Genomic DNA, 1,526 nt, shown 5'->3' on the forward strand with positions numbered 1-1,526 from the left:
TGCGCCGTGTTCGGTGACGAGGTGGCGGGCGAGGAGTGAGCCGAGGGTGCCGGTGCCGCCGGTGATGAGGGTGGTGCCGTTGGGGTCGAGGTGGGATGTGTGGTTGGTGGTGGTGTCGGCTCGGGTGAGGCGGGGGGCGAGGAGGGTGTTGTCGCGGAGGGCGAGTTGGGGTTCGCGGGTGGCGAGTGCGGTGGTGATGAGGTCTGGGGGGAGGGGAGTGGTGTCGGTGTCCAGGAGGACGAAGCGGTCCGGGTGTTCGGACTGCGCTGTACGCACCAGACCCCACACCGACGCGGCGACCACGTCGACGGCGTCGTCCGTGACCGCGCCCTTGGTGATCACGACCAGTGGGGATTCCGGAGCGTCCCCGGCGAGGTGGTCCTGGACGGCGGCGAGGGCCTGGCCCAGCCTCTCGCGCAGTTCCTCCGGACCGCCGGTGCCGGTGGTGGGCTCCACCTGATGGACCACTGCCCCGTGTTCCACGTCCAGGCGTGAGGGAACGGGAACCGGCGACCAGTCCAGCCGGAACAGGGAACCACGCTGCCCGGCCCCTGCCGTGAGACTCCGGGGATCCACGGCGCGCACCGCCAGGGACGAAACGGAGAGCACGGGCCTGCCGGAGTCGTCGGTCACCGCCAGCGCCACACCGTTCTCCCCGGCCGGCGTGAGCCGGGCCCGCAGTGACGTCGCGCCGACGCGGTGGAGGGCGACGTCGGACCAGGCGAACGGAAGCCGTACCGGCCGCGTGCCCTCACCCTGCTCCAGGCCGGCCAGGACGATCGGGTGGAGGACGGAGTCGAGCAACGCGGGGTGCAGTGCGAACCCGCCGCTGCCTGCCTCCCCGTCGAACCGCAGCTCCGCGAAGGTCTCCTCGCCGCGCCGCCAGGCGGCCCGCAACCCCTGGAAGGCGGGGCCGTAGTCGTAACCGTGGTCGGCGAGCAGCTCGTACGCCCCGTCGAGACCGAGAGGAACGGCGCCCGTGGGCGGCCATGGAGCCGCCGAGTCCCCGGGTACGGCGTCCGGGGCCGCGGGTGCGAGGGTGCCGGTGGCGTGCCGCGTCCACTCGGCGTGGCCCGCCTGCCGTGAGTGCAGTCGGACCGGACGCGCCCCTGAGGTGTCTTCACCACCCACGACCAGCTGGATGTCCACCTCGATTCCGTCCGGCAGCACCAGCGGGTTCTCCAGAGTCAGCTCCCGCACCACGGGTGCGTCGAGACGTGCGCCCGCGAGCAGCACGAGCTCCAGCACGGCCGTACCCGGCAGGAGTGGCGTGCCGAACACGGAGTGGTCCGCGAGCCACGGCTGCGTCGCCGACGACAGCCGTCCGGTGAACACGTACCCCTCGTCGCCGGCCAGCTCGACGGCAGCGCCGAGCAGCGGGTGATCAGCCGTGAGCAGCCCCACCGCGCCCAGGTTCCCGGAGGTCACCGGGGTGTCGAGCCAGTGGCGTTGGCGTTGGAAGGGGTAGGTGGGGAGGGGGGTGGTGGGGGTGGTGGCTGTGTAGTACTGGCGCCAGTTGATGGGGG

The 1,526-nt window shown here is 72.5% G+C and carries 1 protein-coding gene; it reads right to left on the bottom strand.

What is annotated here, in order from left to right:
- On the bottom strand, nucleotides 1-1,526 hold a 1,526-nt coding region (locus ACWDBB_RS36175), incomplete at both ends, for a polyketide synthase dehydratase domain-containing protein (protein WP_449793649.1).

The sequence above is a fragment of the Kitasatospora sp. NPDC001095 genome (assembly GCF_053598615.1).